Origin of the sequence: Bordetella parapertussis (genome assembly GCF_020735925.1) — a bacterium.
In the GTDB taxonomy this organism is placed as follows: Bacteria; Pseudomonadota; Gammaproteobacteria; order Burkholderiales; family Burkholderiaceae_B; genus Bordetella; species Bordetella pertussis.
Genome location: NZ_CP085971.1, coordinates 2503085 through 2528538 on the forward strand (window position 1 = coordinate 2503085; position 25454 = coordinate 2528538).

Sequence of the window (25454 nt, forward strand, 5' to 3'; positions counted from 1 at the left end):
GCCCGCCAGGCCGCTTCCTCAGGCCTGCTCGGCGACTTCCTGCTGGACCAGGAAAGGCAGCATGGCGTCGCGGGTCTGTTCCATGTGCTTGAGCAGCACGCGCACCGCGCCATCGGCGTCGCCGTCCAGGATGCGCTGCAGCAGGTCGTCGTGCTCGGTCTCGAGCTCCGCCGCCACGGCCGCCAGGGGCAACAGCGCGCGCTGGTAGATGGCCGAGGCCTCGGCCAGCTGGCGCACGATCTGCAGCAGCCGGGGGCTGCCGCAGGCGCGCATCATGACGAGGTTGAACTCCTCGTGGCGCGCCAGCCATTCCGGGTTCAGCTTCTGCGGGTCGTCGGGCGAGACCACGGCGGTGCCGCCCAGACGATGGTGCGCGGCCACCACGTCCGACTGCCAGTTGAGGTCGCCGCGCGCGATCGACTGGCGCAGCGCCAGGCTCTCGACCACGCCGCGCTGCTCGAACAGATCCACCAGATCCTCGGCCGACAGCCCGCGCACCGCGAACCCGAATTGGGGCTGCAGCTCGACCAGTTGCTCGCCGGCCAGGCGATTGAGGGCCTCGCGCACGACATTCAGGCTGACGCCGTGCTGCTCGGATAGCTGGGAAACCTTGAGCCGCTGGCGCGGCATGAATTGTCCGGTAAGGATCTGCGCGCGCAATTGCGCGTAGACCTCGGCATTGAGTGTGCGCCCGTTCTTCGCGTTTTTCATGATGTGGCTGACCAATAGTGCGGCAATGGTAGCACACGCGGCACCCATAACTGATTTTCAATGCAAGTATGGATTCTACTGTACGGGTTTACGCGGTGTTGTTTTGATCGATTTGAATACATAGAATCCATTTTAATTCGAAACAACCATTGCCATGCCATGTCCCTACCCGACGGATACACCCTCTCGCATCTCCCCTTCGAAGGCACGCAATGCGCCTACCTGCGCGGCGGCAGCGGGCCGACGCTGCTGCTGGTGCATGGCTCCGGTCCGGGCGCGTCCAGCCTGGGCAATTGGCGCGCGGTGCTGCCGGCGCTGGTGCGCCGCTTCGACGTGGTCGCCATGGACCTGGTCGGTTTCGGGCAGAGCGGCCGCAAGCCCGCCGCGCCGTATTTCGATTTCGACATGTGGGTTCGCCAGGTACGCGCCATGATGTCCCACCTGGGCGAGGGGCCGATCGGGCTGGTCGGCCACTCGCTGGCCGGCGCCCTGGCGCTGACGGTGGCCAGCGGCAATCCGGCGGTGCGCGGCGTGGTGGCCACCGGCACCATGGGCATCCCCTTCGCGCCGAACGACGCGACGCGCCGCACCTGGAAGTGCCCGCGCAGCCGCCCGGAACTGGTGCGGGCGCTGCAGGGGTTGATCCACGACCATTCGGTCATCGACGAGGCCTATCTCGCCGTGCGCGAGCCGGTCATCTTCGCGCCGGGCTATGCCGATTACTTCGACGCCATGTTCGACGCCGCGCCCGCAACCTATATCGCCGCGGCCACGCTGTCGGAACGGACGCTGCGCGGCATCCGCTGTCCGGTGACGCTGCTGCACGGGCGCGACGACGCCGCCTTCCCGCCCGCCGCCTCGCAACGGATCGCAGAACAGCTGGCCGATGCCGACCTGGTGCTGCTGGCCGGTTGCTCCCATTCGGTGGCCTTCGAGCGGCCGGACGTTTTCCTCGCCATGGTGCACCAGCGGTTTGGCGCACTTCCCTACTTTCTCTGAATATCCCCATGAAAACAGGCTACGTACTCAAAGGCAGGGTCATCGACGGCACGCTCGGTCCGGCGCTGGAGCAAGGCGCCGTCGTCACCGAGGGCGAGCGCATCGCCTGGGTCGGCCCGCAATCGGGCTTGCCCGCGCAATACGCCGGCGACCGCCATACGGTGGTGGATCTGCCCGGGCGCACCATCATGCCCGGCCTGATCGACGCCCATACCCATATCTCCTTCGGCGAGTCCCGCTCGGAGGAAGAGAATGCGCTTTATACGCCGGTCGAGTTCCGCACCGCCAAGGCGCTGTGGTATGCCCGCAAGGTGCTGCAGGCCGGCGTGACCAGCGCCTTCGACGCGGCCACCAGCTACAACATCGCCCAGGCGGTGCGCGACGCCATCGACACCGGCATGTTCGAGGGTCCGCGCTTCACGGTCTCGGGCAAGCAGCTGACCAATCACCATGGGCTGGAGGATTCGTTCCCCAACGAAATGGCGTTTCCGCCCGGGCAAAGCGCGGTGCTGGTCAAGACGCGCGAGGACCTGGTCGAGGCGATCCACTACCAGGTCAAGGACGAGGTCGACGCCATCAAGGTATCGGGGTCGAACGACAACCTGATCACGCCCGATGCGCTGGGGTCGTCGGCGTTCACCTACGAAGAATTCAAGATCATCGCCGACGAGACCCATCGCCTGGGGCGCCTGTGCAGCGTGCACGCCCGCTCGCGCGACGCGGCGCTGTATGCCGCGCAGGCCGGCTTCGACAATCTGTTCCACGCTTCGTACATCGACGACGAAGGCATCGAGGCATGCCTGAAGAACGGGTGCGTGATCACGCCGACGCTGACCCTGCTGGTCAACCTTGTCGAAGCCAAGCAATCGCACGCGGGGGCGTCCAGCGCCCAGGCCTTCCGCCAAGAGATCGAGGCGGCCAGCGTGAATCTGCGGCGCGCCTACGACGCGGGCGTGCCCCTGCTGGCCGGCAGCGAGAGCGGCTGGTCGCCGGTGCCGTACGGCCACTGGCACGCGCGCGAGATGGAGATCTTCGTCAAGCTGCTGGGCCTGACGCCGCTGCAGGCCATCCACGCCAATACGCTGGCCTGCACACGCCTGCTGGCGCGCCACGGCCACGAGGTCGGCAAGCTGGAGGCCAGCCGCCTGGCCGACGTGCTGGTGCTGCCGGGCAATCCGCTCGAGGACATCACCTTGTTGCAGCGGCCCAGCCGCTTCGACTACATCTTCAAGGGCGGCACGCCGGTGGACCGCACCGCGCCGGCGCCGCGCGTGCGCAAGTGGTACGAACGCACCAAGATCTTCCTGGCCGGCGTCTATGAGTACGACCAGGAGAACGCCTGCGGGCGCCTGGTGCAGTGACCTTCCGATTCTTCCCAACCGGGCGCCGCGCGGCGCCTTCCCCCAAGGACATGAACATGAGTCAAGCAGCCGTGCAGTATCTCAACCCCGAAGGCGCCGCGCCGGCGCAGGGCCTGTACTCGCACGCCACGCGCGTGCGCGCGGGCGACCTGTACTTCGTCGCCGGGCAACTGGCGGTGGGCCGCGACGGCGCCGTGGCCGGCGTCGGCGATTTCGAGGCGCAATTCGACCAGGTGTTCGGCAACCTGCGCGATGTGCTGGCCGGCCTGGGCGTCGATTTCAACGACGTGGCCAAGTTCACGACCTACCTGGTGCACTCGCAGGACATCCCGCGCTTCATGCGCAAGCGCGCCGAACTGTTCCCCACGCTGTTCGCCGGCAAGGCCTATGCGCCCAGCACCCTGCTCATCGTGGACCGGCTGGTCAAGGAAGAGTTTCTCATCGAAGTCGAGGCGGTCGTGCGCGCGCGCGACTGATCCCCACCCGCAACGGAATCCAACGTGAAATACATCAGCTTCGAACTGCCCGACGGCCGCCGCCATGCCGGCGTCATGACCGGCCCGGACACCCTCGTCGACCTCACCGACGCCATGGACCTGCCCGACCTGCTGACCTTGCTGCAACGGCACGGGCAACTGGCCGGCGACGTCGCCCGGCTGGCCGCGCAGGCGCGCCATACGGTGGCGCTGGACGCGGTGCGCGTGCTGGCGCCGCTGCCCAATCCGCCGCGCAATGTGTTCTGCGTGGGCAAGAACTACCACGAGCATGCCCGCGAGTTCGCCCGCAGCGGCTTCGACTCCAGCGCGGCGGCCGGCGCCGTTCCCGCCGCGCCCATCATCTTCAGCAAGCCGCCCTCGTCGGTCAGCGGGCCGGGCGACGCCATCGACACCGCGCTCGATCCGTGCGATTCGGTCGATTACGAAGCCGAGCTGGCCGTGGTGATCGGCAAGGCCGGGCGCGTCGCCCCGGACGACGACCCGTGGTCTTTCGTGTTCGGCTACACGCTGGTCAACGACGTGACCTCGCGCGGCCTGCAGAAACGCCATAGCCAATGGCTGCTGGGCAAGGGCATCGACGGGTACTGCCCGATGGGCCCCGCCCTGGTCAGCGCCGACGAGATCGGCGACATCGGCGCCCTGGAAATCACCTGCGAGGTCAATGGCGAACTGCGCCAGTCCGCCCGCCTGTCGGACCTGATCTTCGACATTCCCACCCTGGTGCGCGCCATCGGCGCATCCATCACGCTGCAGCCCGGCGACGTGATCGCCACCGGCACGCCCGTGGGCGTGGGCATCGGCTTCACCCCGCCCAAGTACCTGCGCCGCGGCGACGTGGTGCGCGTGCGCGCCGAACCGATCGGCGTGCTGGAAAACCCTGTCATCTGACCCTGCGCCGCCCCTGACGGCCATTCGGGAGTTGCCGCCATGATGCATTCCGAAGGCGCCGCCAGCGCGGCGCCCTCCCCCCAGCCGCCGCCGCTGTTGCGCTTGCGGCAGATCAGCAAGCGCTTCGGCGCCACCCAGGCGCTGGACGATGTGTCCGTATCGTTCGAGGCCGGCAAGGTGCACTGCCTGCTGGGCGAGAACGGCGCGGGCAAATCGACCATAGGCAAGATCGTCGCCGGGCTGTTTGCGCCGGACAGCGGCGCGCTGCTGCTCGACGGCCACGAAGTGCGCCTGGCCGACGCCAGCGAGGCGCGCCGGCGCGGCATCGCCGTCGTGTACCAGGAGCTGTCGCTGGCGCCGGACCTGTCGGTGCGCGCCAACCTGTGCCTGGGCGCCGAGGCCGGGCGCCGGCCCTGGTCGCCCTTGCGGCGCGGCGCCGAGACCGCGCAAGTCGGCGCCGTGCTGGCGCGGCTGGGGCTGGACCTGGACATGGAAGCGCCGGTGCGCCAGCTGCCCGCCGGCGTGCAGCAGCTGGTGGAGATCGCCAAATCGCTGATGAGCAGCCCGCGCATCGTGATCTTCGACGAGCCGACCGCCATGCTGGGCGCGGCCGAGAAGCAGCGCTTCTTCGAGGTGGTGCGCGGCCTGCGCGCCGACGGCATCGCCTGCATCCTGGTCACCCACCACATGGACGACGTCGAAGCGGTGGGCGATTGCGTCACCATCATGCGCAATGGCCGGCGCGTCGACTCGTTCGACCTGCACGCCGGCATCACCAGCGACGCGGTGCTGGAGAAACTGACCGGACGCCGCGAAGTGCTGGCGGCCGCCGCCGAGGCGCCGCGCCGGCTCGGCGCCACCCGGCTGCGCATCGCGCTGCCGGCCGGCGGCGGGCTGGCCGGCATCGAAGCGCGCGCCGGCGAGGTGGTGGGCTTCTATGGCGTGCTGGGCTGCGGCGCGGGCGAACTGATGTACGGCCTGGTGGGCCTGGACGGACCGCCGCGCGCCGACTACTACCTGGACGACGCCCCTTATCGGCCGCGCAATCCGGCCGCGGCCTTGCGCCAGGGCGTGGGGCTGCTGCCGGCCGGCCGCCAGAGCCACGGCGTGCTGACCGGCCGCTCGATCCGCGAGAACCTGATGCTGACCCAGCTCGACCGCGTCAGCCGCTGGCAATGCATCGATCCGGCCCGCGAGGCCGCCTGGGCGCGCGAACAGCTCGAACGCGCCGGCGTCAAGCACGGCGACCCCGCCGACCCGATCGAAAGCCTGAGCGGCGGCAACCAGCAAAAGGCCTTGCTGGCCCGCGCCCTGGGCGCGGCGCGCCGGCTGTTGCTGCTGCACGAACCCACGGCCGGCGTGGACATCCTGGCCAAGCAGCACATCCACGAACTGGTGCGCGCGGCGGCCGCGCAAGGGTTGACCGTCGTGGTGCTGTCCAGCGACCTGCCCGAGGTGATCGCCCTGTGCGACACCGTCTACACCTTCTTCCACGGCGCGGCCGTCGCGCGCTACGCGCAGCCCGGCCCGGATTGCCAACCCCACATCCTCGCCGATGTCCTCGGCCAACGGGAGTCCCAGCATGCTCACTAAGACCCTGGCCGTATCCCGCGCCGCGCGCCCCGCGCCGGCCGCGCGCCTGGCCGACGCCATCCTGCCGCTGATCATCGCGTTGATCGCGCTGGTCGCCAGCCTGATCGAACCGCGTTTCGCCTCGCTGGACAACCTGACCAACCTGGCCTGTCAGCTGGTGCCGCTGCTGATCCTGTCGGTCGGGCAGGCGTTCGCCATCCTGCGCGGCGGCCTGGACCTGTCCATGTCGTCCGTGCTGTCGCTGGCGGGCGTGGCCGGCGTGCTGGCCATGCCCGCCTGGGGCGTCGCGGCGGGGCTGGCGGTGATGCTGGCCGTGGGGCTGGCCGCCGGCGTCGTCTCGGGCTTCATCATCGCGCGCTTTCGCACCACCCCGCTGGTGGTCACCCTGGGCATGCTGTCGGTGACCCAGGCCATCGCGCTGATCCTGTCCGGCGGCGTTCCCATCTACGACGTGCCGGCGCCCTATGTGAACGCGGTGGGCTTCGGCAGGACCCTGGGCCTGCCCAACATGGTCTGGATCGCCGCCGCCGTGACGCTGGCCGCCGCCTTCGCGCTCAAGCGCACCGTGTTCGGCCGCTACGTCTACGCGCTGGGTTCGAGCGAGTCGGCAGCGTCCAAGGCCGGCGTGAACGTGCAGCGCTACACGGTGATGGTGTATGCCGCCAGCGGCCTGTGCGCCGCGGTGGGCGCCGTGGTGCTGACCGCCTGGACCAGTTCGGCCCAGCCGGTAGCCGTGCCCGGCCTGACGCTGCAATCGATCGCCGCCGTCGTGCTGGGCGGCGTCGCGCTGACCGGCGGCAGCGGCAGCATCGTGCAGGTCTTTCTGGGCGTGCTGGTGCTGTCCGTGCTCTCCAATGCCATGAACATCACCGGCGTATCGGCGTACTTCCAGACGCTGGTCGTCGGCGTGGTCATCATCATCGCGGTCATCCTGGACCGCTTTCGTCGAAGCTGAACCGGGCCCGCGCCCGTCACACCACAAGGGGAATACAACCATGACACTCTTCGGCAAGACCTCGCGCAGGCCGGGCCTGCCGCGCCAGGCTGCCGGCCTGGCCCTGGCGGCGTGCGCCCTGGCCAGCCTGCCGGCGCAGGCCAAGGAATCCGACGGCGACCGCCTGCAGGGCATCGTCGAACCCATCGTCGCCAGGCAGCCTCTCAAGCTGGGCGTGACCGTGGTGCACCTGCTGGACAATTTCTACAAGGGCATCGCCTACGGCATCGTCGACGAAGCGCGGCGCAGCAACGTGGAAGTGGTGCAGGTGGCGGTGGCCGGCGCCTACGGCAACGTGCAGCAGCAGTTCGCGCAACTGCAGTCGTTCAAGACCCTGGGCGTGGACTACGCCGTGCTGTCGCCGGCGGCCTATTCGGGCTACGACCCGGTGGTCGCCGACCTGGCCAGGTCCGGCATCAAGACCATTTCCGCCGGCATCCCGGTCAACAGCGACAAGATCGCCTTCGGCGTGCTGCAGGACGACACCCTGATCGGCAAGGTGCTGGGCAAGGCGCTGTGCGACGACGGCGCGCAGGGCAAGCAGGTCATCGTCGTGCCCGGAGCCGCCGGGCTGGAATGGCCGCGGCTGCGCTACGAAGGCTTCAAGGAAGTGGCCTCCGCCTGCGGCGCCAAGCTGACGCCGGCGGCCTTCCGCGGCGAAATGAGCCTGGCCGACGGCATGGCGCAGACGCAGGACCTGCTGATGCGCACCCCGGACGCCGAATACGTGTTCACCCCGGTCACCTTCCTGGGCATAGGCGCGGTGCGCGCGGCCCGCCAGGCCAACCGCCCCGTCAAGGTGCTGACCTCGGCCATGGTCAAGGAGAACGAAGCCATGATCCGCGAGGGCCGCCTGCTCGCGGTCGCCTCCGAGCCGGGCGTCATCATGGGGCGCCTCATTGTCCAGTACGCCATCCGCGAACACGAAGGACTGCCCATGCCGCCGCTGGACAAGCCGACCCGCAGCGTGCCCTACCCGCACTTCAACGTCCCCATCACCGTGGTGGACAAATCCAACGTCGACACCCACCCGTACGCGTTCTACGACTATCCGCCGCAGGGCTGGAGCATCGAGACCGCCAGATAGCGGATGCGCCCGGCCCCCCAAATGGGGGGCGCGCGCGCGCCGGCGCGGCCTCACAATCGTTCCCGAAAGCGTCGCGCCGGGCGCACATACGGGAGACGAACATGTGGACCTTGCTGCGCAACAGGCTGCCTGCGCTACTGCTCGGGTTCTGGCTGGCCGCGCCAGCGCAGGCCTTCGACGCCTTCGAATGCGATTGCGCGCAGCAGGTCGGCACCTGCAGCGCCACGGTCAGGATCCTGAAAACGGGGGGCAGCGCGCCATCCTACTCGGCCGAGCTGCTGGTGCAAAGCTCCGCCCCCGCCTGCTCGCGCGTGTCGTACCTGATCGACCAGACGCCCTACACCACGGTGCTGACACGGCGCAACCAGGACACCGAATCGACCTCCGGCACCTCGCCCATCAAGGCGGCCAACGTCAAGGTGCAAGGCTGCGCCATCTGCGCCCGCAAGAGCGCCTTCGCGGCCAACGAGTCCGCCCCGGCGCCCGACGATAGCGGCGCGTCCCGGGCGTTCTCCGCCGGCCTGGCACCCGGCGGCTTCGACCCCGCATCGAAGCAGGCCGGCTTCGATGCGGCAGTGTCCGGTGGCAGGGCGCGCGACGCCTCCTTCAACAGCATCATCTCGGGCCTGGGTGCCGCAGCGGCGATCACCTCCGCCGCCGCGCAGGCGCGGCAGGCTGGCGCGCAACAGCCGCCCGCCACGCCGTCGAGATCGGGCTACTCGCCCCAGTACGACCTGCGCTCGGCCGGTCCTCAGGGCGGCGGGCGCTGCCCGGACCCGTCCGCGCCCGGCTGCCCCTACCACCTCGGCACCTACGATCCGCTGGGAGCGCCAAAGTGACCGCCGATCGCATGCGCCGCCTGCCCGGCGCCCTGATGCGGCTATGCGCTCTCTCGTGCGCCCTGCTGCTGGCAGCCTGCGCCGGGGCGCCGCCCATTCCGCCGCAAAAGGACGCCGCCGCCGGCATCTTCCCCGGCGAGCGCCCCAAGTCGCCGCTGGCCAAGGTGCCGGCCGGACCCGACGTCAAGGCGGTGGCGGTACTGAGCGAAAACACCCTGGCCAACGCGGCCTGGAAACGGAAAATCCACGATAACGCGCGCGCCATGGCGCAGGGCAAACGCTTCGGCGACGCCACGATCGCCAGCGCCGGGGCTGAACTGTTCGACCCCGATTACCCGCTGGCCTGGGTCGCGGCATCCCTGAAGCGCTATTTCGGCAGCGTCGAACAGGTAAGCCTGGCCCAACTGCCGCAGGCCAGCGGCGACGTGCTGGCGATCGTCGATGTCTATGCGTATCCGGCGGACGATTCGGTCGCCCGCATCAAGGTCGCCTTCTTCGACCGGGAGCTGCGGCACATTGCCGACGCCAGCGGCGAAGACGCGCAGCATTTCAACATGTGGGCGCGCACCGGCGGCGCCACCGCCATCGCCGAAGGCTATCGCCGCGAGAACGAAGTCCTGATGCGCGCGCTGCGCAAGTTCGATGCGTCGCTGGCGCAACAGGTCAGCGGCCCGCCGGCGCAAGCGGCCGGCGGCTACGACGCCTGCCTGCAGCGCGCCCTCGTCGCGCAGGATCCGCAACTGCGGGTGGCCGCCATGGCTGCCTGCGACGCGGCGCGCTAAGTGCAGGCTAGCCCGGCGCCATGCGCGCCTGGCGTGCGGCCACCACCTCCCGCACGCAGCGCGCGAAGCGGTGCGACAGGTGCGGATGCGCGTCGAACTCCGGATAGGCGACGCAGACCTCGAACCCCACCTCCGGCCGCAGCGCCAGGATGCGCACCCGGCGCAAGTCGGCGCCCAGCGCGGTGAGCGAATCCACCAGGGCCACGCCCAGGCCGGCGGTAGCCAGCTTGAGGGCCACATGGAACTGCTCGATCTCGACGTGGTTGTCCGCGTCCAGCGCCTGGCCGGCGCACAGCTCGGCCAGCCGGCGGCCCATGGGATGGCGCCGCTCCGGCACGAACACAGCGCTGTCGCGCAGGTCGGCCAGCGTGACGTGGTCGCGCCCGGCGTAGCGGTCGGCCGGCGCCACGCAGACCAGCATGCCGCGGCCCACCGTTTCCTGGCGGATCAGCGCCTGCGGCGCGCAGCGGTAGACCAGGCCGATATCGGCATCGCGCAGCAGCAAGGCGGCCAGGATGTCGCCCGAGTAGCCGGTCTTGACCGTCATGCGCGCATTGGGGCTGTCCGCCATGAAGGCGGCCAGCGCGTCCGGCACCACTTCCATCGCCAGCGCCGGCGCGGCCAGGATGCGCAGGCGCGCCGGCCCGTCCTGGCGCAGGTTGACGGCCATCAGCTTGACCGCATCGAGCTGGCTGTTGAGCTTTTCCACTTCGGCGTGCAGCGCGTGCGCCTCGGGCGTGGGCGCAAGCCGGCCCTTGACGCGCTGGAACAGCGCGAAGCCCAGCTGCAGTTCAAGACTGTTCATGGTCTGCGAGACGGCCGGCTGGGTCATGTTGAGCAGCCGGGCCGCCGCGCTCAGCGACCCGCCGACCATCACGGCGTGGAAAACCTCGATATGGCGCAAGCGCATGCGTTCCCCTGGCATGGTGCGGCGCGGCGGGCGGCGCGCGTATAAGCAAACCGCCTGCATGCCCCTTGAATGCTTATAACCGGCGCGCCGCACACCCTCCTACACTCGGTGCCACGGCCGGAGACTGCGCAAAGGGTACTACCGGCTGATGATTCGAACCAAGGGGAAAACCGTCATGCTCCGTACTATGCCCGCCGCCCGGCGCCTGTTCGTCCAATCCACGCTGGCCATCACCGGCCTGCTGGCCGCGGCCGCGGCCTGCGCCCAGCCGGCGACCGACTGGCCCACCCGCCCGATCGAACTGGTGGTGCCCTACCCGGCCGGCGGCAGCTCGGACGTGCTGGGTCGCCTGCTGGCCAAGCCGCTGGGCGAGATCCTCGGCCAGCCCGTGGTGGTCCTGAACAAGTCCGGCGCGGCCACCGCGATCGGCACCACGTTCGTGGCCCGCGCCGCGCCCGACGGCTATACGCTGCTGCTGGCCGACAGCCCGCTGGTGGTCAACGCGGCGGTCAACCCGGCCGTGACCTATGACCCCGTCAAGGACTTCGCCCCGGTCGGCATCATCGGCACCTCGCCCTCGTTCCTCTACGCGCCGGCCGGGCGGGTCAAGGACCTCGACGATTTCATCGCCCAGGCCAAGGCGCACCCGGGCAGGCTGAAGGCCGCCAGCGCCGGCGCCGGCACCTCGACCCACCTGCTGCTCGAACTCATGCAGCACGAAGCGGGCATCTCGCTGAACCACATTCCGTACCGCGGCTCGGCGCCGGCCTTGACCGACACCGTGGCCGGCATCGTGGACGGTTCGTTCTCGACCTATGCCTCGGCGCAGCCTTTCGTCGCCTCGGGCAAGCTGCAAGTGTTGGCCATGACCGCGCCGCAGCGGCTGCCGGCCTTTCCCGGCGTGCCCACCTTCGCCGAGGCCGGCATGCCCGGACTGACCTTCCTGACCTGGTGGGGCATCCTCGGTCCGGACGGACTGCCGCAGCCCATCGTGGACAAGCTGCAGCAGGCGCTGGCCCAGGTCATGAAGGACCCGGCCATCGGCGAGCAGTTCGTGCGCCTGAGCGTGGTCGCGCAGGCCGGCGAACCCCAGGCGTTCGCCCAGACGCTGCAGCGCGACCTGCAGCGCTGGCGCGACATCGCCCGCGCCGCCGGCGTCAGCATGCAATAACGGCGCGCCGCCGCCGCTTCCCCGAACCACCACGGGCGGCGCCACGCCGCCAGGAGACCTCCGCCATGCCATCCCCCAGCGCGCTGCATGACCTGTGCGACACGCCACCTACCTTCATGGGCGTGCCCCATCGCCATGCCATCGACGGCGCCAGGGCGGCCATCCTCGGCATCCCCTTCGATTGCGGCACGCACGCGTTTCGCATCGGCGCGCGCCAGGGTCCGCAGTCGATCCGCGAACAGTCGCGCCTGATGCGCACCTTCAACCCCGAACTGGCCGACTACAACCCGCTGCAGCGGCTCGGGGTGATCGACTGCGGCAACGTGCGCGTGGTGCCCAGCGACATTCTCGATGCCTTCGAGCGCATCGAGCAGGCGGTCGGCGCCATCGTCGATGGCGGTGCGGTGCCGGTCACCATGGGCGGCGACGGCAGCGTGTCGCTGCCGCAACTGCGCGCGGTCGGCAAACGCCATCCGGGCCTGGCCGTCATCCACCTCGACTCGCACACCGACACCAACACCTTCGTCAAGGGCAAGGAATACAACGCCGGCACGCAGTTCACGCACGCCGCCCTGGAAGGCCGCGTGGACACCTCGCTGGCGTTTCATATCGGCACGCGCGGCACCACCTTCACCCAGCATGTGTTCCGCCATGCGCGCCACTTCGGCTACCAGATCATCCCGCTCAACGAGCTGCTGGCGCGCGGCATGGCCGAAGTGCTGCAGGACCTGCGCGCGCGCCTGGGCGAACGGCCGGTCTACCTGTGCCTGGACATGGACGTGCTGGATCCGTCCTGCGCGCCCGGGGTATGCGCGCCCAGCTGGGGCGGCCTGAGCGCGCGCGAGGCGATCGCGTTCCTGCGCGGGCTGGCCGGCCTGAACATCGTCGCCATCGACGTCAATACGGTCAGCCCGCCGCACGACGTCAATGGGACCACGGCATCGCTGGCGGCCGCGCTGATGGTCGAAGGCCTGGTGCTGCTGTGCAAGCGCCTGGGGCTGGACCATCCCGACCCGGCGCCCGACTTCGCCGCCATGTACGCGCGCTGAGCGCGGGGCCGCCCGCGCGGCCCGTGTTTTCCCTAGTGCCCGGCGGCGCCGTTCGCCAATAAGATTCGGACTTATCGAATAAGTACGAACTTATTAGCCAAGGGAAAACCTATGTCCGCCGCCGTCCGTTTCCTGCTTCGCGCCGCGCTGGGCGCGTGCGCCCTGACCGCCGCCGCGACCGCCCATGCCCAGCAGCGCTGGGACATGTCGCTGGCCTGGCCGGCGGGCAACTTCCACAGCCGCAACGCCGAGGCGTTCGCCGCCAAGGTGCGCGAGGCCACTGGCGGCCAGGTGCTGATCACGGTGCACGCCGGCGGCGAACTCAACGTCAAGGGGCCCGACACGCTGATGGCGGTGGAGTCCGGCATCGTGCAGGTGGCCGACATGCTGGTGTCGCAACAGGCCGGCGTCGAGCCGCTCCTGGGCATGGACGCCCTGCCCGGGCTGATCGCCGGCCAGGACGACATGAAAACCTTCCTGCGCCACGCCCGGCCGGTCTACGACCGCATCGCCGCGGCCCACAACCAGCGCATCCTGTACGCCGTGCCGTGGCCCTCGCCCGGGCTGTTCAGCCGCAAGGCCCTGTCCACTCCTGAGGACATGAAGGGGCAGAAGCTGCGCGCGCACGACAAGGCCGCCTACGAATTCATGGCCCAGCTGGGCGCGGCGCCCACCCAGATGCCGTGGGGCGAAGTGGTGCCGGCGCTGGCCGCGGGCACCATCGATGGCGTGGGCACCTCCGCGTCCTCCGGCGTGGACGGCAAGTTCTGGGAATTCACCCCGCATTTCCTGCCCCTGAACTGGGCCACCTCGCTCAGCCTGGTCACCGTCAACCTGGACGCCTGGGACAAGCTGAGCGCCGCGCAGCAACAGGCCGTGCAGGCCGCGGCCGCCGAGCTCGAGCCGCGCTTCTGGCAGATCAGCGCGGCGCAGGACGAGAAAGACCTGGCCATCCTGCGCGAGCACAAGGTCGCCATCGCCACGCCCTCGGAAGCGCTCGGCGCGCGCGTGGCCGCCGTGGGCCGCCCGATGTGGGACGCTTTCGCGCGCCAGGCGGGGCCCGCAGGCGCGCCAGCTGCTCGACGCCTATCTGCAAGACCGCAAGCAGCCCTGAGCGAGCCGCCATGGACCGCCTGCTACGCCTGATCGACGCGCTGTGCGCCGGCGCCGAGCACCTTGCCATCGCCTTGCTGTACGGCATCGCCGCGCTGATGCTGGCCGAAGTGGGCGCGCGCGCCATGGGGCGCAGCATCCCGTTCTCGTGGGAGTACTGCGCCTACGGCATGGCCGCCGCGTTCTTCCTCGGCATGGGAGCCACGCTGCGCCATGGCGCCCACATCCGCGTCCTGTTCCTGCGCGATGCGCTGCCCGCGCGGCCGGCCCGGCTGCTGGATATCGCGGCCAGTTGCGCCGGCCTGGCGCTGTCGGCGGTCATCGTCGTCGCACTGGCGCGCCTGACCGGCAAGTCGATCGCGCGCGGCCTGGTGTCGAACACCGTGATGCAGACCCCGCTGGCCATCCCGCAGGCCGTGGTGCTGGCCGGCGCCGCGCTGCTGGCGCTGGCCTTCGTCGCGCGCCAGCTGACCGGCCGCCCGGCCGAAACCGACGGCGGCCGCGCCGCCGGCCATTGACCCGCGCCGCCCCGCCATCATGATCGCCATCACCGTCGTCACCGCCGCCTTGCTGCTGCTGTTCCTGGGCGCCTCGATATGGGTCAGCCTGAGCCTGTTCGGCGCGGCCTACTTCCTGTTGCTGCTGTTCAAGCCCAACCTGCCCCTGGACGTGCTGGCCGGCCAGATCGTCTGGACCGCGTCGACCAGCCAGGAACTGCTGTCGCTGCCGCTGTTCGTGCTGATGGGCGAGGTCCTGGCCAAGACCAGCGTGGGCCGCTCGCTGTTCGCCGGACTGGCGCCCTGGGTGGGACGCCTGCCCGGCGGCCTGACGCACGTCAACGTGCTGGGCTGCACCCTGTTCGCCGCCATCTGCGGCTCTTCGGTGGCCACCACCCAGATCGTCGGCCGCGTCACCCTGCCCGAGCTGCAGCAGCGCGGCTATGACGCGCGCCTGTCGATCGGCTCGCTGGCGGGCGCCGGCACGCTGGGGTTCCTGATCCCGCCCAGTCTCATCATGATCGTCTATGGCGTGCTGGCCGAGCAGTCCATCGTCGAGCTGTTCATCGCCGGCGTGCTACCCGGCCTGGGCCTGGCGGCCGTCTACATGGCCTACATCGCGCTGCGCGCACAGCGCCCCGACGACGCCGGGCCGGGCTACACGCTGCGCGAGCGCATCGCCGCGCTGGCGCAGATCCTGCCGGTGATCGGGCTGATCGCCGCCATCATGGGCGCGCTCTACCTGGGCATCGCCGGCCCGTCCGAGGTCGCCGCCGTGGGCGTGCTGGGCGCGCTGGCGATCGGGCTGCTGCAGCGTTCGCTGACGCGCGCCAGCCTGGTGGCCGTCGGCCGCAGCGCGGTGCGCACCTGCTCGATGATAGGGCTGATCCTGGCCGGCGCGGCGCTGATCTCGGTGGCCATGAGCTACCTCGGCCTGCCCAAGTATGTGGCCGCGCGCATCGGCGAACTGGGCCTGTCGCCGCTGCTGCTGATCGCGCTGCTGCTGCTGTTCTACGTGGTGCTGGGCATGTTCCTGGACGGCACCTCCATCATCGTGCTGACCCTGCCCATCGCCCTGCCGCTGGTGGTGGCGGCGGGCTACGATGCGATCTGGTTCGGCATCTTCCTGGTGGTGGTGGTCGAGATGGCGCAGATCACGCCGCCGGTCGGCTTCAACCTGTTCGTGATCCAATCGATCACGGGGCGTTCGCTCAGTTTCGTGGCGCGCGCCACGCTGCCGTTCTTTTTGCTGCTGCTGGCGTGGGCCATGGCCCTGGCCGTGTGGCCCGAGATCGTCCTGTGGCTGCCCGGCACGCTGCGCAACTGAGATCCTTGCCCGCCATGACCGATTCCGACAAGAAAACGCCGCTGTACCGCCGCGTGGCCCAGGACCTGATGGGCGACATCGCCACCATGCCGGTGGGCAGCATCCTGCCCACCGAGGTCGAGCTGGCCGCGCGCCTGGGCGTGAGCCGCGCCACGATACGCGATGCGATGGAGATCCTGGTCGAGCATCGCATGGTCGAACGCGTCAAGCGCCTGGGTACGCGCATCCTGCGCAATACCCCCGGCCACCGCTACGTGCAGCACATGGACGGCCTGGCGCACGCGCTGGAGTTCGCCGGCCAGTCGCTCATGCGCATCGACGACACCGCCATCGTCGAGGGCTCGGGCGGCGAACCGGGCCTGGCCGCGCTGCCCAACGCCACCGGCCAATGGCTGCGCGTCACCGGCACCCGGCGCCTGGTCGACGACGACGCGCCCTCGACCTGGACGCGCGTGTTCGTGCCCGGCCGCTACCAGGGCATCGCGCCGCTGCTGCATGGCGAGTTGGATTCCGTCTATGCGGTCATCGAGCGCGTGTACAGTCTGAAGGTGGCTCGGCTGCGCCACCGCGTCACCGCCGTGGCCCTGCCCGGCTACGCCAGCGGCGCGCTGGGCCTGCCGGCCGGCGCGCCGGTGCTGCAGGTCAGCGCCTGGCTGCACGAGGCCGACGGCGCGCTGGTCGAATACGTGCGCTCGCTGCATCATCCCGAGAAAGTCAGCATCGATTTCTCGGCCGCCCAATCTTCGTGACGCCCGCCGCGCGGGCGTTGCCTGTTCCACCGCAACGCAAAGGACTATCCGACATGACCATGATCACGCTCAAGACCCGCGATGGCCAGACCTTCGAGGCCTATCACGCCCCGGCGCCCACGGCCGGCGCGCCGGGCCTGGTGCTGATCCAGGAGATCTTCGGCATTAACCCCGCCATGCGCGCCGCCGCCGACCAATGGGCCCGGCTGGGCTTCGACGTGCTGTGCCCCGACCTGTTCTGGCGCCAGGAGCCGGGCGTGCAGCTGGACCCGACCTCCGAGGCCGATTTCGGCCAGGCCGTGCGCCTGATGCAGGCCATGGACGAGAACCAGGCCATCGCCGACCTGGACACCGCCCGCGCCTGGCTGGCCGAACGCAGCGGCGGCAAGGTCGCCGGCCTGGGCTATTGCCTGGGCGGACGCCTGGCCGTGCGCCTGGCCATGGACACGCCGGTGCAATGCGCGGTCAGCTACTACGGCGTGATGCTGGACCAGCTGCTGCCCACCGTGGACGCGCAGGCCGCGCCCACGCTGCTGCACGTGGCCGAGCAGGACCGCTTCGTGCCGCCCGAGGCGCGCGCCGTCATCCTGGAGGCGGCCGGCAAGCTGCCGCAATGCGAGGCGCACGTCTATGAAGGCTGCGACCACGCGTTCGCCCGCCCCGGCGGCGAGCACTGGGACGCCGCGGCCGCCGCGCTGGCCGAGGAACGCTCGGTGGCGTTCATGCAGCGCCACCTCGCCTGACGCTGCGCGCCATGACGGCAGTACCGTCCATCGCGCCGGTCCTCGACCTGTCCGGCCGCAGCGCGGTCGTCACGGGCGCCGGCGCCGGCATCGGCCGGGCCGCCGCGCTGCGGCTGGCCCAGGCCGGCGCCGCCGTGGCGGTGATCGACATCAACGGCGAAGCGGCGCACGACACCTGCGCGCGCATCGCCGCGCTGGGCGGCGCGGCCGCCGCCTACGCGATCAGCGTCACCGACCAGGACGCCCTGCTGGCCGCCGCGCGCGACGCGCAGGAGCGGCTGGGGCCGTGCGGCGTGCTGGTCAACAATGCGGGGGTGCTGCTGCGCAGCGCCTTCGACGACCCGCGGGCGCGCGACTTCTGGGCCGCCACGCTGGACGTCAACCTGAACGGCCCGTACCTGGCCGCGCAGGCCTTCTATCCGCAGCTGCGCGCCACGCGCGGCTGCATCGTCAACATCGCCTCCATCCATTCGTTCGTGGCGGTGAAGAATTCGGCCGCCTACACGGCGTCCAAGGGCGGCATCAAGCAGATGACGCAGGCGCTGGCGCTGGAACTGGGCGCCGACGGCATCCGCGTCAACGCCGTGGCGCCCGGGCTGACCGTCACCGACATGACGCGCGCCACGGTGGCCGACCCCGAGGGGCTTACCCGCTTCCTGGCCCGCGTGCCGCTGGCGCGCCCCGGTTCGGTCGACGACGTGGTCAACGCCATCTGCTTCCTGGCCAGCGACTGGGCCGCCTACATCACGGGCGTGACGCTGCCGGTCGACGGCGGCTACGTGGCCAACTGAACGCGCCCGCTCAGGTGAAGGCGCGCACCGCGTTGGCGATGCCGCGCGCGCAATCGCGCAACGGCGGCGCCAGCCGCGCGAAGGCCTCTTCCTGGGTCCAGCGGCTGGTGGGCGCGACGATGTGCACGCAGGCCACCGGCGCGCCGCGCCCGCCCACGATGGGCGCGGCCAGCGTCATGTCGCCCAGGAACAGCTCTTCCTTGTTGTGCGCCACGCCGCTCACGCGCGCCTGCTCGATCAGGGCGCGCAGGCGCGCCGGATCGGTCTCGGTCCAGGGCGTGTGGCGCTTGAGCGTGGAGCCGTCGAGGATGGCCTGCACGCGGGCGTCGTCCAGCGCGCTGAGGTAGGCGCGGCCCGACGCCGTGCAATACATGGGAATGCGGCTGCCGATGGGCATGTGGATGGGAATGAACTTGGCCGCCACCACGCGCGAGACGTAGACCATCTCGCGCTCCAGCGGCTCGGTCAGGTTGACCGTCTCGCCGGTGATGTTCGACAGCTCGGCCAGGAACGGATTGGCCGCCTCCACCAGCGCATCGGCCGTGATGTAGTTGCAGCCCAGCTCCAGCACGCGCAGCGTCAGCGAATACTTGCGGGTCTTGGGCGACTTGCTGATCAGGCCCAGGCGCTCCAGCGTGAAGACGGTGCGCTGCACCGAGCTGATGCTGGCGTCGAGCCGCGCGGCCAGTTCGGACAGCGACATGGCGCTCTGGTGGCCCTGGAAGGCGAACAGCGCTTTCAGGCCCTTGGCGAACGACTGGTTGAACATGGCATTGCTGGCCAGCTCCTCGTCGTAATCAAGCATACGCACTCCTCGTTTACCCGAATTTCGGGTGATTATTATCGCTATACGGTAATTCTAAACCGTTTTACGGGTAAACATTATTGTCAGCGCATATCCGTTCCCCTATCCTGCCGACATCGCCTACCCGCAAACCCGAGGCTGTTCGAGCATGGAAGGTCACTCCCCGCAGCGCGACTCCCGGATCCTCGAGATATCCGGCGTCACCAAAACGTTCGGTCCGACCACGGCCCTGGCCGGCATAGACCTGGACGTGCGCGAAGGCGAATTCCTCACCTTGCTGGGCCCCAGCGGCTGCGGCAAGACCACGCTGATCCGCATCATCGCCGGCTTCGAGACGCCCACCGCCGGCGACGTGCGCATCGACGGCCGCTGGGCATGGTGTTCCAGAGCCTGGCGCTGTTTCCCCATCTCAACGTGGCCGAGAACATCGGCTATGGCCTGAAGATCCGCCGCGTGCCGCCGGCCCGGCGCCAGGCCAAGGTGGCGCAGGCGCTGGAGATGGTGGGCCTGGCCGGCTACGGCGAGCGCTACATCGGCCAGATATCCGGCGGCCAGAAGCAGCGCGTGGCGCTGACCCGCGCCATCGTGACCGAGCCGCGCGTGCTGCTGCTCGACGAGCCGCTGGGCGCGCTGGACATGAAGATCCGGCGCCAGATGCAGACCGAACTCAAGCAGATCCAGGAGTCGCTGGGCACGACCTTCATCTTCGTCACGCACGACCAGGAGGAAGCCCTGACCATGTCCGACCGCATCGCGGTGTTCCGCAACGGCGCGATCGAGCAGGTCGACACGCCGGCCGCCGTCTACGAACGTCCGGCTACCCGCTTCGTGGCCGAGTTCGTCGGCGACACCAATTTTCTCGAAGGCACCGTCGACCGCCAGGCCGGCGGCGCGCCGCGCGTGCGGCTGGCCGACTGGGATTGCAGCCTGCAGCCGCCCGCCGCGCAGTGGGCCGAGGGCGCGCGGGTCGGCGTCTCGCTGCGCCCGCAACACTTGCGCATCGCCGCGCTCGAGCAAGGCCGCCTGCGCGCCACCGTGCTGCGCCGCGTCTATGCCGGGCAGAACACACGCCTGTGGCTGGCCGTGGGCCAGCGCAAGCTGCTGGCCGACTGGCACGGCGCCGAGGACGGCGCGCCGCCCGAGCCGGGCGCCACCGTCGGCCTGACCTGGGACGACCGGCGCGTCTGTGTCGTTTCCCTTTGACTCGCAGCACTCTCCAGGAGCCAACATGAACATCACGCAGCGATTTGCCAAGTGGGCGCTGGCCGCCTCGATGCTGGGGGCCTCGGCCGCCGTGCCCGCGCAGGACATCACCATGGCGACCTGGGGCGGCGGGGTCGGCAAGGCCTGGCGCGAGGCGTACGCCGAGCCCTTCATGAAGGCCAGCAAGCTGGAGGTGAAGATCGTCGAGGTGCCCACGCCCGAGGCGCAGGTGCGGGCCCAGAAAGGCGCGCCCAAGTTCAACGCGGTGCTGTCCTCGCTGTTCGAGGCCGCCCAGATGTACGAGGACGGCCTGCTCGAGGATTTCGACATGGCCGATTTCCCGGCGCTCAAGAACATGCCGGACAAGTACCTGCTCAAGGCGCCCAATGGCCGCCTGATCGGCGTCAGCACCTACTTCGCCTACTACGGCATTGCCGTCAACACCGACCTGGCCAAGCCGGCCGACTTCGCCTCGTGGAAGAACCTCGCCGATCCCAAGTGGGCCGGCAAGCTGTCGGTCACGCGCCCGGTGTACAGCTCCGCCTACGACCTGACCATCATGTCGGTGGCCGAGGGCGGCAGCGAGCGCGACACCGCCAAGGGCCTCGAACTGCTGACCGCGCTGGGCAAGAACGCGCTGACCATGTACAGCTCGATGGCGCAGATGAACCAGCTGCTGCAGCGCGGCGAGGTGGCCGCGGCGCCCTATTACTCCACCCGCATCTGGCAGATGCAGCGCGACGGGCAGCGCAATGTCGAACTGGTGGTGCCCAAGGAAGGCGCGCTCATGCTGCCGTACCTGGTCGTGGTGCCCAAGGGCGCGCAAGGCCGCGAGCACTACATGAAGTGGCTGGAATACGTCGGCCAGCCCGAGGGCCAGCAACGCATCGCCGAGATCGCCGGCTACATGCCGCTCAACAGCCAGGCCAGGCTGTCGCCCGCGGCCGAGAAGGAACTCGGCCAGCCGCTGGACAAGCTGCGCGACCAGCTGTACCAGCCCGACTGGAACCTGATCGCCAAGACGCGCAAGACCCGCATCGAAGCGGTCGAGCGCGCCATGGCCGGCGCGGCGCGCTGAGGCGCGGGCCATGATGCGGGCGATCCGGCCTCCCCTGCTGCTGCTGGCGCCGCCGGCCCTGCTGGTGGCGCTGTTCGTGGTCGGCGTCGGCTACCTGGTGGTCGAATCGCTGCACACCGGCGCGGGCTGGGGGCTGGACAACTTCGTGCGCTTTTTCGAGCGCCCCGACTATGTGGCGGTGCTGGTGCGCACCATCGTCATCGCCGTGGCGGTGACGGCGTGCGCGGCCCTGGTCGGCTATCCGATCGCCTACGCCATCGCGCGCTACCGCGGCAACCGCAATTTCCTGATGATGCTGGTCATCATGCCCTGGCTGGTCAGCGTGGTGGTGCGCACGTATGGCTGGATGGTCATCCTCGGCCCGCGCGGCACGCTCAACTCCATGCTGCTGTCGGCCGGCGTCATCGATACGCCGCTGCGCCTGATCTTCAACATGACCGGCGTGGTCATCGGCCTGGTGCACGTGTTCTGTCCGTTCTTCATCGTGTCGGTGCTGGCGGTGCTGCTGTACCTGGACCGCTCGCTGGACGAGGCCTCGCAGACCTTGTCGGCCGGCCCCTTCAAGACCTTCTGGCACGTCACGCTGCCCTTGAGCATGCCCGGGGTCATCACCGGCGCCATGCTGGTCTACCTGCTGTCGACCGGCGCCATCGTCACGCCCCTGCTGCTGGGCGGCGTGCGCGACGGCATGCTGGCCACGCAGATCTACCAGGATGTGCTGCAGGTGTTCGATTACCCCAAGGCCGCCAGCATGGCCGTGGTGCTGCTGCTGACCGCGTTCACGCTGGTCATTCCGCTGCAATGGCTGGAACGGCGCGTGGCCGCCCGCGTATCGGGAAGGGGCGCCTGAGATGAAGACCGCCCGCCTGCTGCTGCTGTGCCTGCTGTTCGGTTTCCTGCCGCTGTCCATCGTCATCGTCGCCATCTCGTCGTTCACCCAGAGCGGCTATTTCTCGGTGCCGCTGGATGCGCTGTCGCTGCGCTGGTATGTCGAGTTCTTCACCGACTGGCAATGGATCTCGCTGCTGCTGCTGGTCAGCGCCGCGGTGGCGCTGGGGGTGGCGCTGATCAGCACCACGGCGGCCCTGCTGGCCGCGCTGGTGCTGGCGCGGCGCCGCTTCGCCGGCAGCGGGCTGCTCGAAACCCTGATCATGCTGCCGCTGGTGTTTCCCAACGCCGCGCTGGGCGTGGCCTTTCTCGGCGTGCTGGGCCTGCTGGGCATCGGCGGCACCTACCTGGGTATCGTGCTGGCGCATTGCATCATCACCCTGCCGTTTGCCTACCGGCCCATCCTGAACGCGCTGCGCAAGCTGGACCCGGCGCTGGAGGAAGCCAGCATGAGCCTGAGCGCCACGCCGCTGCAGGTGCTGCGCACCGTCACGCTGCCCATGCTGCGGCCCGGGCTGATCACGGCCTTCCTGTTCTGCTTCATCGTGTCGTTCGACGAAGCCACGGTGACGATCTTCCTCATCGCCCCCGACGTCAACACCCTGCCGGTGCGCATCCTGACGCAGATCCAGGAAAGCGCCAGCCCGGTCATCGCCGTCATCGCCACCTTCCTGATCCTGTTCACGCTTTCGCTGGTGCTGCTGCTCGAGCGCACCGTGGGGCTGGAGCTGTTCGCCGCCCCGCAGCGCGAGCGCTGACATCGCCCCCCTACCGGAGACCGTCCATGTATGAGATCCAGCCCGAGGATGCCGAACTGCTCAGGCACTTCCGCACCACCACGACCAAGACGCGGCCGCTCAAGCTGAACCGGCTGCTCAACCGCCTGCGCATGGAGCCCATGGCGGGCAAGCAGGTCATCGTGTGCACCCGGCCCTACAGCGAGTACGCCATCGGCACCCTGGGCGAGCGGCGCGGCGACCCCGTGGCGCTGCACGCCGAACGCTACGCCACGCTGGCCGAGGCCCAGTGGGCCATTCTCAAGATCCGCTGGGCCATCCACTCGCCCTATCCCTGGCCGGTGGTGGGCCTGGACTAGTCCCGGCCCGCCGCCGCCGCTGCGCCATCGAATCCAACGCCTCTTCCGGAACCCCTATGTACGAGATACTTGGCTACCCCAGCACCTGGACCGTCGCTCCCGGGGAAACCATCGAATTCAAGGCCAGCTGCGCCCGCGCGCTGCGCTACGACGCCGACCTGGTTCGCATCCGCAGCGGCGATGTCTCGCCGGGCGCGCCCGGCCTGAAGGAGACCGTCGCACTGGCCGGCATCGCGCGCGGCGTGCAAGGCCGCCCGCAACACACCGAGACCGGCTCGCGCGCGGTCGCGCCGCCCTTTGCCGAACCGGCGCGCGGCGCCAGGAGCTGGGTGCTGGCCATCATGCCCACGCTGCCGCAAAGCGGCCATGAGCAGATCATCCTGGCGCGCCACGACGGCGCCGCCGGCACCGGCTACGCCCTGGGCCTGGACAAGGCCGGCTGCCTGTTCTGGGAGCAGGCGCAGGCGGGCAAGGCTCGCCGCCTGACGCTGGCGCGCGCCGTGGTGGCCCGCCAATGGTATCTGGTGGCCGTCGGCATCGACGCCGACAGCGGCGAGGTGACGCTGCGCCAAGTGCCGGCCAACCCGCTGCTGGCGGCCAACAGCCACGACCAGGCCAGCGTCCGCTGAAGCCCGTTGCCCGCTGGCGCCACCGACGCGCTGCCCGTGGTGTTCGGCGCCCGTCCCAGCGGCGGCCGCGCGCCGGCCTACCTGCACCACTACAACGGCCGCATCGATTCGCCCACCTTGCTGCCGTGCCGCGCCGGCGACGCCGACCTGGCCCAGTTGCGGGTGGAAGCGGCGCGGCGCCGCTGGCCGCCTGGGACTTCGGCCTGCGCATCGACAGCGACGTGATCGTCAACACCGCCATCTCCTGGGCCGAGGGCCGCATCGAGAACCTGCCCGCGCGCGCCGTACCCGGCCTGCGCTGGGACGCCAGCATCATGCGCTGGCAGGACGGCCCCGACCACTACGGCGCGCTGCACTTCCATGACGACACGCTGGAAGACGCCAACTGGGACACCGATTTCAGCCTCGAGATTCCCGCCAACCTGCCCAGCGGCCTGTATGCCGCGCGGCTGACCGGCGCCCAAGGCGAACAGGAGCGCATCACCTTCGTGGTGCGCCCGCGCGCCGGCGCGCCGCGCAAGCGCATCGCCTTTCTCGCCTCGACCGCCACCTACACGGCCTACTCGAACTCGCACTACCGCCTGGACGAGGAAGGCATGGAAATGAAATCGGGCAACTTCATGGTGCTCTATCCCTGGGAGACCTACCTGGGCGAACACCGCGAGCTTGGCCTGTCCATGTACGACACCCACTCCGACGGCTATGGCGTGTACTACGCCACACGCCGCCGGCCGGTGTTCAGCATGCACCTGCAGTGCCGCACCTGGTCGCTCAACGGCGACACCCACTTCCTGGACTGGCTCGACGAAAAGGGTTTCGAGTACGACGTCATCACCGACGACATGCTGCACGCCGAGGGCCTGGCCGCGCTGCAGGGCTACCGCGCCGTCATGACCGGCGCCCACCCCGAGTACTGGAGCACGCGCATGTGGCAGGCCATGGTTGCCTACCAGGCGCAGGGCGGGCGCCTGATGTACATGGGCGGCAACGGCTTTTACTGGCGCTGCGCCTACCACCCCGAAAAGCCCTGGCTGATGGAGCTGCGCCGCACCGAAACGGGCGCGCGCTACAGCGAGACCCCGGCCGGCGAAAGCTACCACAGCTATAACGGCGAATACGGCGGCACCTGGCGGCGCATCGGCATCGCGCCGCAGACGCTGGTGGGCATCGGCACCACCGCCACCGGCTTCGACGCCTCGTCATATTACCGCCGCCGCCCGGAAAGCCATGACCCGCGGGTCGCCTTCATGTTCGACGGCGTGAGCGAGGAGATCATCGGCGACTTCGGCAGCAGCGGCGGCGGCGCCGCCGGCGACGAAATCGACCGCGCCGATTTCCGCCTGGGCACGCCGCCGCACGCGCTCATCGTGGCGCGCTCGGAGAAGCACACGCGCTACTACAACGTGGTGCCCGAGGAGACCACCTACCACCACCCCACCATCAACGGCGAGGAAGCCAAGTACTGCTACGCCGACCTGCTGTTCTACGAATGCCTGAACGGCGGCGCGGTGTTCTCCACCGGCTCGATCACCTGGGGCGCCTCGCTGGCCTGGAACGGCTACGACAACAACGTCTCGCGCATCACCGCCAATGTGCTGAGCCGCTTCGCGCACGACACGCCTTTCGACTTCCCCACGACGCCACAGGCCTGATC

28 protein-coding genes and 1 pseudogene are annotated in these 25454 nt (G+C 69.7%); 26 read left to right on the forward strand and 3 right to left on the reverse strand.

What is annotated here, in order from left to right:
- Positions 1-18 precede the first annotated feature (18 nt).
- A complete protein-coding gene (locus LK409_RS11950; RefSeq protein WP_041937422.1) occupies positions 19-711 on the reverse strand; it encodes a GntR family transcriptional regulator in 693 nt (230 codons plus the stop codon).
- A 159-nt stretch (positions 712-870) separates the two neighbouring features.
- On the opposite strand from LK409_RS11950, the gene LK409_RS11955 reads away from it, so the two are divergent.
- The 9 genes from LK409_RS11955 to LK409_RS11995 all read left to right on the forward strand — a co-directional run bounded on the left by LK409_RS11955 (position 871) and on the right by LK409_RS11995 (position 9751).
- Positions 871-1710, forward strand: a complete 840-nt coding sequence (locus LK409_RS11955) for an alpha/beta fold hydrolase (RefSeq protein WP_010928723.1) — start codon at positions 871-873, stop codon at positions 1708-1710.
- 8 nt (positions 1711-1718) lie between these two features.
- Positions 1719-3071 (forward strand): metal-dependent hydrolase family protein, encoded by a 1353-nt coding sequence (locus LK409_RS11960; RefSeq protein ID WP_010928724.1) that lies wholly within the window; start codon positions 1719-1721, stop codon positions 3069-3071.
- Between the two features lie 56 nt (positions 3072-3127).
- Entirely contained in the window at positions 3128-3547 is a 420-nt protein-coding gene (locus tag LK409_RS11965) for a RidA family protein (protein ID WP_010928725.1), read from the forward strand.
- 24 nt (positions 3548-3571) lie between these two features.
- On the forward strand, positions 3572-4456 hold the full coding sequence (locus LK409_RS11970) for a fumarylacetoacetate hydrolase family protein (protein WP_003811576.1): 885 nt from the start codon (positions 3572-3574) through the stop codon (positions 4454-4456).
- 39 nt (positions 4457-4495) lie between these two features.
- On the forward strand, positions 4496-6049 hold the full coding sequence (locus LK409_RS11975; RefSeq protein WP_003811578.1) for a sugar ABC transporter ATP-binding protein: 1554 nt from the start codon (positions 4496-4498) through the stop codon (positions 6047-6049).
- Positions 6039-7004 carry an ABC transporter permease gene (locus tag LK409_RS11980; protein ID WP_003811581.1) on the forward strand — a complete coding sequence of 322 codons (966 nt, stop codon included), beginning with the start codon at positions 6039-6041 and terminating at the stop codon, positions 7002-7004. The genes LK409_RS11975 and LK409_RS11980 overlap by 11 nt, the downstream gene beginning before the upstream one ends.
- A 40-nt stretch (positions 7005-7044) precedes the next feature.
- Positions 7045-8130 (forward strand): substrate-binding domain-containing protein, encoded by a 1086-nt coding sequence (locus tag LK409_RS11985; protein WP_010928726.1) that lies wholly within the window; start codon positions 7045-7047, stop codon positions 8128-8130.
- 101 nt (positions 8131-8231) lie between these two features.
- The gene (locus LK409_RS11990) at positions 8232-8969 is read left to right on the forward strand and encodes a hypothetical protein (protein ID WP_010928727.1); all 738 of its coding nucleotides are present in this window, start codon (positions 8232-8234) and stop codon (positions 8967-8969) included.
- The gene (locus LK409_RS11995) at positions 8966-9751 is read left to right on the forward strand and encodes a hypothetical protein (RefSeq protein ID WP_010928728.1); all 786 of its coding nucleotides are present in this window, start codon (positions 8966-8968) and stop codon (positions 9749-9751) included. The genes LK409_RS11990 and LK409_RS11995 overlap by 4 nt, the downstream gene beginning before the upstream one ends.
- Before the next feature lie 7 nt (positions 9752-9758).
- Here LK409_RS11995 and LK409_RS12000 read toward each other — a convergent pair whose 3' ends face one another.
- The gene (locus tag LK409_RS12000) at positions 9759-10661 is read right to left on the reverse strand and encodes a LysR family transcriptional regulator (protein WP_003811588.1); all 903 of its coding nucleotides are present in this window, start codon (positions 10659-10661) and stop codon (positions 9759-9761) included.
- 175 nt (positions 10662-10836) lie between these two features.
- On the opposite strand from LK409_RS12000, the gene LK409_RS12005 reads away from it, so the two are divergent.
- The 8 genes from LK409_RS12005 to LK409_RS12040 all read left to right on the forward strand — a co-directional run bounded on the left by LK409_RS12005 (position 10837) and on the right by LK409_RS12040 (position 18101).
- Positions 10837-11832, forward strand: coding sequence for a tripartite tricarboxylate transporter substrate binding protein (locus LK409_RS12005; protein ID WP_010926603.1), 996 nt, complete (start codon positions 10837-10839; stop codon positions 11830-11832).
- A gap of 65 nt (positions 11833-11897) precedes the next feature.
- Positions 11898-12881 (forward strand): agmatinase, encoded by a 984-nt coding sequence (locus LK409_RS12010; protein WP_003811592.1) that lies wholly within the window; start codon positions 11898-11900, stop codon positions 12879-12881.
- A gap of 111 nt (positions 12882-12992) precedes the next feature.
- Positions 12993-14027, forward strand: coding sequence for a TRAP transporter substrate-binding protein (locus tag LK409_RS12015; RefSeq protein ID WP_010928730.1), 1035 nt, complete (start codon positions 12993-12995; stop codon positions 14025-14027).
- Positions 14006-14512 carry a TRAP transporter small permease subunit gene (locus tag LK409_RS12020; protein ID WP_010928731.1) on the forward strand — a complete coding sequence of 169 codons (507 nt, stop codon included), beginning with the start codon at positions 14006-14008 and terminating at the stop codon, positions 14510-14512. Before LK409_RS12015 ends, LK409_RS12020 begins: the two co-directional genes overlap by 22 nt.
- 19 nt (positions 14513-14531) lie before the next feature.
- Positions 14532-15818, forward strand: a complete 1287-nt coding sequence (locus LK409_RS12025) for a TRAP transporter large permease (RefSeq protein ID WP_010928732.1) — start codon at positions 14532-14534, stop codon at positions 15816-15818.
- 14 nt (positions 15819-15832) lie between these two features.
- Positions 15833-16567, forward strand: coding sequence for a GntR family transcriptional regulator (locus LK409_RS12030; protein WP_225665641.1), 735 nt, complete (start codon positions 15833-15835; stop codon positions 16565-16567).
- Positions 16568-16620: 53 nt separating this feature from the next.
- Positions 16621-17310 (forward strand): dienelactone hydrolase family protein, encoded by a 690-nt coding sequence (locus LK409_RS12035; RefSeq protein WP_033446840.1) that lies wholly within the window; start codon positions 16621-16623, stop codon positions 17308-17310.
- An 11-nt stretch (positions 17311-17321) separates the two neighbouring features.
- On the forward strand, positions 17322-18101 hold the full coding sequence (locus LK409_RS12040; protein ID WP_003811603.1) for an SDR family NAD(P)-dependent oxidoreductase: 780 nt from the start codon (positions 17322-17324) through the stop codon (positions 18099-18101).
- A 10-nt stretch (positions 18102-18111) separates the two neighbouring features.
- Here the strand turns inward: LK409_RS12040 and LK409_RS12045 are convergent, their stop codons facing one another.
- Positions 18112-18906 (reverse strand): IclR family transcriptional regulator, encoded by a 795-nt coding sequence (locus LK409_RS12045; protein ID WP_010926601.1) that lies wholly within the window; start codon positions 18904-18906, stop codon positions 18112-18114.
- 148 nt (positions 18907-19054) lie between these two features.
- Between LK409_RS12045 and LK409_RS12050 the strand changes: the two are divergent.
- From LK409_RS12050 to LK409_RS12090, 9 genes and pseudogenes are all read left to right on the forward strand, one after another.
- Positions 19055-19470 (forward strand): annotated as a pseudogene (locus LK409_RS12050) (ABC transporter ATP-binding protein); the annotation flags it as partial.
- A 174-nt stretch (positions 19471-19644) separates the two neighbouring features.
- Positions 19645-20109, forward strand: coding sequence for a TOBE domain-containing protein (locus tag LK409_RS12055; protein WP_226376571.1), 465 nt, complete (start codon positions 19645-19647; stop codon positions 20107-20109).
- Positions 20110-20134: 25 nt separating this feature from the next.
- Positions 20135-21187, forward strand: coding sequence for an ABC transporter substrate-binding protein (locus tag LK409_RS12060; RefSeq protein ID WP_010928735.1), 1053 nt, complete (start codon positions 20135-20137; stop codon positions 21185-21187).
- Between the two features lie 10 nt (positions 21188-21197).
- Positions 21198-22037: an ABC transporter permease gene (locus tag LK409_RS12065; protein ID WP_003811610.1), complete on the forward strand. Its 840-nt coding sequence runs from the start codon at positions 21198-21200 to the stop codon at positions 22035-22037.
- 1 nt (position 22038) lies between these two features.
- The gene (locus LK409_RS12070) at positions 22039-22833 is read left to right on the forward strand and encodes an ABC transporter permease (RefSeq protein ID WP_010928736.1); all 795 of its coding nucleotides are present in this window, start codon (positions 22039-22041) and stop codon (positions 22831-22833) included.
- Positions 22834-22859: 26 nt separating this feature from the next.
- A complete protein-coding gene (locus tag LK409_RS12075; protein WP_010928737.1) occupies positions 22860-23171 on the forward strand; it encodes a hypothetical protein in 312 nt (103 codons plus the stop codon).
- Between the two features lie 56 nt (positions 23172-23227).
- Positions 23228-23800 (forward strand): hypothetical protein, encoded by a 573-nt coding sequence (locus LK409_RS12080; RefSeq protein ID WP_226376557.1) that lies wholly within the window; start codon positions 23228-23230, stop codon positions 23798-23800.
- Positions 23801-23806: 6 nt separating this feature from the next.
- Positions 23807-24025 carry a hypothetical protein gene (locus LK409_RS12085; protein ID WP_226376558.1) on the forward strand — a complete coding sequence of 73 codons (219 nt, stop codon included), beginning with the start codon at positions 23807-23809 and terminating at the stop codon, positions 24023-24025.
- The gene (locus tag LK409_RS12090; RefSeq protein ID WP_226376559.1) at positions 24022-25452 is read left to right on the forward strand and encodes a N,N-dimethylformamidase beta subunit family domain-containing protein; all 1431 of its coding nucleotides are present in this window, start codon (positions 24022-24024) and stop codon (positions 25450-25452) included. Before LK409_RS12085 ends, LK409_RS12090 begins: the two co-directional genes overlap by 4 nt.
- Positions 25453-25454: the final 2 nt, after the last annotated feature.